7 protein-coding genes and 1 pseudogene are annotated in these 6,098 nt (G+C 67.8%); 5 read left to right on the forward strand and 3 right to left on the reverse strand.

Translation table 11 applies throughout. The features are described 5' to 3' along the window. Positions 1-127: 127 nt before the first annotated feature. Both ACZ38L_RS37985 and ACZ38L_RS37990 read left to right on the forward strand, forming a co-directional pair. Positions 128-544, forward strand: coding sequence for an integrase core domain-containing protein (locus ACZ38L_RS37985; protein WP_465702446.1), 417 nt, complete (start codon positions 128-130; stop codon positions 542-544). A gap of 46 nt (positions 545-590) precedes the next feature. Next, positions 591-785, forward strand: a pseudogene (locus ACZ38L_RS37990) (zinc-binding dehydrogenase); the annotation flags it as partial. 11 nt (positions 786-796) lie between these two features. Here ACZ38L_RS37990 and ACZ38L_RS37995 read toward each other — a convergent pair. Continuing rightward, entirely contained in the window at positions 797-2,167 is a 1,371-nt protein-coding gene (locus ACZ38L_RS37995; RefSeq protein ID WP_465702449.1) for a dihydrolipoyl dehydrogenase family protein, read from the reverse strand. Positions 2,168-2,281: 114 nt separating this feature from the next. On the opposite strand from ACZ38L_RS37995, the gene ACZ38L_RS38000 reads away from it, so the two are divergent. The 3 genes from ACZ38L_RS38000 to ACZ38L_RS38010 are packed head-to-tail and all read left to right on the forward strand — an operon-like array spanning position 2,282 to position 4,469. After that, positions 2,282-2,695, forward strand: a complete 414-nt coding sequence (locus ACZ38L_RS38000) for a nuclear transport factor 2-like protein (RefSeq protein ID WP_465702451.1) — start codon at positions 2,282-2,284, stop codon at positions 2,693-2,695. After that, the gene (locus ACZ38L_RS38005; RefSeq protein ID WP_465702459.1) at positions 2,695-3,714 is read left to right on the forward strand and encodes an alpha/beta hydrolase; all 1,020 of its coding nucleotides are present in this window, start codon (positions 2,695-2,697) and stop codon (positions 3,712-3,714) included. Before ACZ38L_RS38000 ends, ACZ38L_RS38005 begins: the two co-directional genes overlap by 1 nt. Then, a complete protein-coding gene (locus tag ACZ38L_RS38010; RefSeq protein WP_465702453.1) occupies positions 3,711-4,469 on the forward strand; it encodes an SDR family oxidoreductase in 759 nt (252 codons plus the stop codon). The genes ACZ38L_RS38005 and ACZ38L_RS38010 overlap by 4 nt, the downstream gene beginning before the upstream one ends. Positions 4,470-4,789: 320 nt before the next feature. Here ACZ38L_RS38010 and ACZ38L_RS38015 read toward each other — a convergent pair whose 3' ends face one another. Both ACZ38L_RS38015 and ACZ38L_RS38020 read right to left on the reverse strand, forming a co-directional pair. Further along, positions 4,790-5,026: a helix-turn-helix domain-containing protein gene (locus tag ACZ38L_RS38015; RefSeq protein WP_465702455.1), complete on the reverse strand. Its 237-nt coding sequence runs from the start codon at positions 5,024-5,026 to the stop codon at positions 4,790-4,792. Between the two features lie 388 nt (positions 5,027-5,414). Beyond that, positions 5,415-5,690 carry an HU family DNA-binding protein gene (locus ACZ38L_RS38020; RefSeq protein ID WP_465702457.1) on the reverse strand — a complete coding sequence of 92 codons (276 nt, stop codon included), beginning with the start codon at positions 5,688-5,690 and terminating at the stop codon, positions 5,415-5,417. Positions 5,691-6,098 lie beyond the last annotated feature (408 nt).

Genomic DNA, 6,098 nt, shown 5'->3' on the forward strand with positions numbered 1-6,098 from the left:
GCACGACGGCGCAGCTCAGGCGGGTAGGAGGAAGGACGTGCCATGACTCGAATCCTTACACGAAATCGAGTCCCCACCGAACCCGGGGCGGTTCAACCTGTTCTCCCGGAGGTGCCTTGGGTACGCCATGGGCGAGCACCACGACGCCGAGCTGGTCAGCGCGTCCCTGAAGATGGCGGCCGCCACCCGCGGCGGCGACGTGGACGGCGTGATCTTCCACAGCGACAGGGGCGGCGAATACACCAGTGCGGCGTACAACACCCTGTGCGACAGACTGGGCGTGGTGCAGTCCATGGGGCGGGTGGGGTCGTGTTTCGACAATGCCGCGGCCGAGGCGTTCAACTCCACGGTCAAGGTCGAGTACGTCCACCGGCACCGCTTCGCCACGCGCACCGAGGCCCGCATCAAGATCGCGACCTGGATCGCCGACTTCTACAACACCAGACGCCGGCACAGCCGGGCTGGCGGACTACCGCCTGCCGAGTTCGAACGCATCATCAACCAGCAGCGAGCCGAGACCCGACAGAGGGACGAAGCCGCATAGAGACGACTCTACGTTTCCAGGGGATTGACAGGCCGACCGCGCGAGCAGGCACGAGGTGCACGCCACGTTCTTCGTCGTCTCGCCGAACGGGCAGGGACTCCGCCGCCTGGCTTCCCTGGTCGACCGGGGAGAGATGGAACCCATAGTGAGCCAGACTTTCCCGCTGTCCGAAGGACGCGCCGCCTTCGAAAGCGGGAAGCGTCCGCACCCACCGGGCAAGACCGTGCTGATCGTACGCTGACCCGCCGCGGATTAGGGCGCGGCATGAGTCGGTGACTTCACCGCGTGGCGTGCGCTGGCAATCTCGCTGCGTAGCACCCTGAGAGCATCGTTGTAGATCTCTGAGAAGGTCGGGAACGGCTGGATCACGTCGCGCAGTACGTCGATCGGGACGCGGGCGCGGATGGCGAGCGTGGCCTGCTGAAGCCATTCGCCGGCCTCGGGCCCGATCGCGTAGGCGCCGGTCAGCACCTCGCCATCGCTGAGCAGGGTCAGGAAGCCGTTCGACTTCGCATAGGCGTGCGTGTACGTGGCCGTCTTGGCCACCTCGGACACCGGCGCCGTCGCGCTGAACCGATCCTCGTGCACGCCCACCGATGCCGCCTGCGGGTCGGTGTAGACGGCGTCCGGGATGGCCTCGTAGTGGGCCTCCCGCGGCTCGCCCAGGAGGTTCGAGGCGATTACCTCGGCCTGGTACTTGCCGACATGGGTAAGCATCCGCACACCGGTGACGTCGCCCAGCGCCCACAGCCGCTCCCCGGCGCGCAGGCGCGCGTCCACCTCGATGCCCTGGCGGCCGGCCTTGGCACCGACGGTGTCCAGGCCGTCGGGCAGCCGCGGGCGACGCCCCGTGGCCACCAACAGATGGTCGCCGCGTAGTTCGCGGCCGTCTTCGACAGACAACACGTAGTCCTCGCCCTCTCGGCGCGCGGCAGTCGCCTTCACGCCGAGATATAGCTCGATGCCATCGTCGCGCAGGACATCACCCAGTGCCTCGCCCAACGGTTCGGCCTCGTGGGACAGCAGGTACGGAGCTCCCTCGACGAGGGCCACCTCGCTGCCGAGCCGGCGTACCGCCTGGGCCATCTCGACGCCTACGGGACCGCCGCCGAGGACCAGCAGGCGCCGCGGAACCGTCTTCATGCCGGTGACCTCGCGGTTAGTCCATATGCCCGCGAGTTCGCGCAGGCCCGGGACCGGCGGCACCACAGCATCGGAACCTGTCGCCACGACCACGTCGTGGGCGGTGTAGCGCCGACCGTCCACCTCCACCACGCTGGCCCCCGCGAGGCGGCCGGTGCCGCGCAGCAGGTCGACGCCCTTGTTCGCCAGCCAGTCGGCCTGGCCGCTGTCGGAATAGTCCGAGACCATGAAATCTCGCCAATCGAGTGCCGCCTGCACGTCGACCTGCGCGCTCGCGCCCGCATCCCGCGCGTGCTGCACCGCCTCGCCTGGACGCAGCAGCGACTTCGACGGGATGCACGCGTAGTAGGAGCACTCGCCGCCGACAAGGTCCCGTTCGACAAGGGCGACGTGCAGGCCACCGTCCGCGAGCACCCCAACGCAGTGCTCCCCCGGCGCACCGCCGCCTATCACGATGACGTCGTACGAAGAGTCCACCATGATGTGCCTCCCAAGCCACCCTATGTCCCGATGCGCACGGTCGCACGTGCGGCTACGGTGGGATTCGGGCGAATGATCTGAAGTCCGCAAAAATGGTGAAGAGAGGGCGGCTAAATGGACCCGGACGCCCGCACCAGGGCCGCCATCGAAGAACACTGGCGAGCATCAGAACGCGGAGATACCGAAGCTGAACACGCCGTCTACGCCTCGGACGCGATCCTCGACTACCCGCAGTCGGGCGAACGCTTCCGTAGCCGCGAAGCGATTTCGGCACAACGCGGCGGACACCCCGCAAACCGCCATTTCATCGTCCTGCGAATCACCGGCGGCGGGAATCTGTGGGTGAGCGAGTGCGTCATCACGTACGACGGTGTGCCCAGCTACTCGGTGAGCGTCATGGAGTTCGACCACGAGCATGTGGTCCACGAGACACAGTATTTCGCCGACCCCTTTGGGGCCCCTGAATGGCGAACCGAACTAGCGGAGCCCATGCCAGGCAGAACCATCACACGTCAGGAGACTCGATGATGGCCGCAGCCACACTCGCTCCGCCCACACCCGTCCTGGAGCCGGCCGCGAAGCGGTTGGCCGAGCAGACCGATCCGCATCCGCGGATCTACGAGATGGCCGTGGACCGGGCCAGGGCTCTTTTCGATGAGCTACAAGCAGGCGTCGGCGTGGCCAAGCCCGACATCGACGAGCAATGGGTGCAGGTCGACGCTGGGGAGTGGGGGACCGTACGCGCGCGGATCGTTCGGCCACGGAACGCGACCGGGACGTTGCCGGTGTTCATGTACATCCATGGAGGCGGCTGGGTACTCGGCGGCAGCGGCACGCACGACCGGCTGGTGCGGGAGTTGGTGGTGGGCTCCGGCGCCGCGGCGGTGTTCCCCGTCTACGACCTGGCGCCAGAGGCGAAGTATCCGACCCAGGTCGAGCAGAACTACGCCGTCGCCCGATGGATCATGCGCGAGGGCGCCCGGCACGCGCTGGACACCTCCCGGTTCGCGGTGTGCGGGGATTCTTCCGGCGGCGGCATGTCCGCGGTACTCGCCTTGATGGCCAAGGAACGCGGTGACGTGCGCCTCGCAGCTCAGGTCCTGCTCTACCCGACCACGGACGCGAACTTCGAGACCCCTTCATACCTGCAGTTCGCCGACTACTACTACAACACGCGCAAGGCGATGATGTGGTTCTGGGACCAGTACACGGATGATCCCGCGCAGCGCGCCGAGCCGTACGCCTCCCCGCTGCGCGCCGGCCTCGAGCAGATGCGCGGCCTGCCAAGGACCCTCGTGATCACCGACGAGGCCGACCCGCTGCGCGACGAAGGCGAAGCCTACGCGGCCAAACTACGGGAAGCCGGAGTGGACGTCACCGCGGTGCGAGTCCTCGGGATGGTGCACGACTTCCTGATGCTCGACAGCCTGCGCGACTCCAACGCCACCAACCTCGCTCGGCACCTGGCCGTCGACGCACTCAAGACCGCACTGCACCCGAACCTGATCCGCACCCGAACCGCGACAATCCATGAGGAGCGCGCATGACCGGCACGACCGACACCGCTTCCGCCCGGCACCAACCGGATCTGCTCGGCCAGATTGTCGTCCTGATCGGCGGCAGCTCGGGCATCGGCCTCCAGACCGCTCGGCACGCCCGAGCCGAGGGCGCCGAAGTCATCCTCACCGGCCGTGACCCAGACCGACTCAAGCAGGCGGCAGACGAAGTCGGCGCGCGACAGACCGCCGCCTTCGACGCCACCGACACCGCGGCCCTGCAACAGTTCTTCCAGAACCTGCCGGGAACGATCGACCATGTGATGGTGACAGCCGGGGGTCCGCGCTACGGCCCCATCCTCCAGATGGACTCGACCCAGCTGCGAGACTCCCTAGCCGGCCACGCGGAGCTGGGACTCGAGGTCGCGCGCAACGCGGTCGGCAAGATGCGGCCCGGGGGCACGCTGATCTTCATGGGCGACTCCGGCTCGCGCCGCGTCGCACCCGGCGTCGGTATCGCCTCCGCCGTGAGCGCCGTGATGCCCCCGTTCGTCGCCGCGCTGGCCCTGGAGATCGCACCGGCCCGGGTCAACGCCATCGCCCCGGGGTTCGTCGACACCCCGCTGTCAGCATCAGTACTCGAAGACAAACTCGACGCACGCCGCACCGAACTGGCCGCGAAGCTGCCGATCAGCCGCGTCGTAACGCCCGCCGACGTCGCCGCCCTCGCCGTCCACCTCATGACCAACACCGCGCTCACCGGAGCCACCTACGACATCGACGGCGGCCAGCAACTCGTCTTCTGACCTCCGCGCTGCTACGTCGTCAGTTCGGGTACCCCTCCGCAGTGAGCCATGCACCGATCGACCCGCAGTAACTGCCCAACGTGGTGCTACGCCTGCGACGCGCGGCCAGCTGCTGCAGGTACGCGGGCAGCGCCCCCTCCGCAGTGGCCGTGCACTCGTTGACATCACACCAGTGCTGAAATGCCTTGAGGCGAGCAGCAAGATGGTCTCGGCCCATCAGCACCTCGCCGGACGAAGTGTCATGTCGATCGCAGGCTAAATGGCGGTTGGGCCCTGGTGCCTGCGGCTCGCCGCCCCAACCGAACTCGCTGCCGCATCGGTCACATTGAGGATCCGATATCCCCAGGTTCCGCCGCGAGGGCGGCCAGCACGTACGTGACGCCCAAGCCCACGGCCCCGGCATAGCGCAGCACCGTTGACAGGCGTGGGTCCCCGCCCGGCCGTTCGAACTCGGAGATGGCCTGCTGAGACACCTCCAGGGCCCGGGCGATCTGGCGTTGGCTGAGGCCGGTGGTCTTCCTGTGGAGGACGAGTGCCTGGACGATGCCAGCGGTCACAGTGGCGGTGGGCGCTGTCGGGAAGTCTTGGGCGGTGGGCAGGAGGCCGCCGTGGCCTGGGGTTACCATTCCTCGTCCGGCTGGGAGTCGTTCGGTGAGCGGCCCAGGCTTTCCCGGTGGCCGCATGGGCAGGTCCAGCCCGCCCCTGTGTCCGGGCGGATCCAGATCCGTTCGCGACACCGTGTGCACCGCTCCAGCACGTACCTGCCCATGCCCCGCACGGTACCCACCCCGGGCCGGGCTCGCCCCGGCAGCACGCCATCCAGGCGACGAACCGGGCAGCAGGATCCGCCAGGAGGCCGGGCGGATCATCGTCGCGGCGAGCAGCGTGTTCGCGGCGGAAGCGTTCCCGGATGCGGGCTGCCGGCGTACGGCAGCCCGCGTGTGTTCATTTCGCTGCTTCCTTGAGCTTCGAGCCGGCGCTGACCTTGGCGCTGTAGCCGGCCTCGATCTGGATCGGCTCGCCGGTCTGCGGGTTGCGGGCCGTGCGGGCCGCCCGGTGGGTTCGCTCGATCGTCAGGAAGCCCGGGATCGTCAGCTTCTCGTCACCCTTGAAGACGATCTCGCCGGCGATCTCGGCGAACGCCGTCAGGACGGCGTCGGCGTCCTTCTTGGACAGCTGGGCACGGTCGGCAAGAGCAGTCACAAGTTCACTGCGGTTCATTTCGCGCACTTTCGATCAATGGACATGATGATCCCGCATGCTGCCAGACGAGTCCGTCATCGGTCACACCGGACGTGGACGACGCGCCGTAGCCACGGGCGTCATAACGGAAGCCATCACCGCTGAGGGAAGTTCCGGGCGCAGCAGCCCGGCCGACAGGCAGGCGAGGTTGGCTTGGGCACCATGGCCACCAGCACCAGCGGGTTCATCCGCCCGCAGATCGCCTCACAGCTCCACCGACCCGGGCAGCCGATCGAGACGACCCGCAAGGGCTTCCGGCTGTCTGACGGAGCCTGGTCTACCGCCTGATGGATCTCAGAGTGCGGTTCGCGCCGTAATGCCGGGTTTGGCGTCGCTCGATGGGGTGACATTGGGGCATCTCTGCCGGTCAGGCATTCGAGATTCGCT

It is taken from the genome of Kitasatospora sp. NPDC024654 (assembly GCF_055559155.1).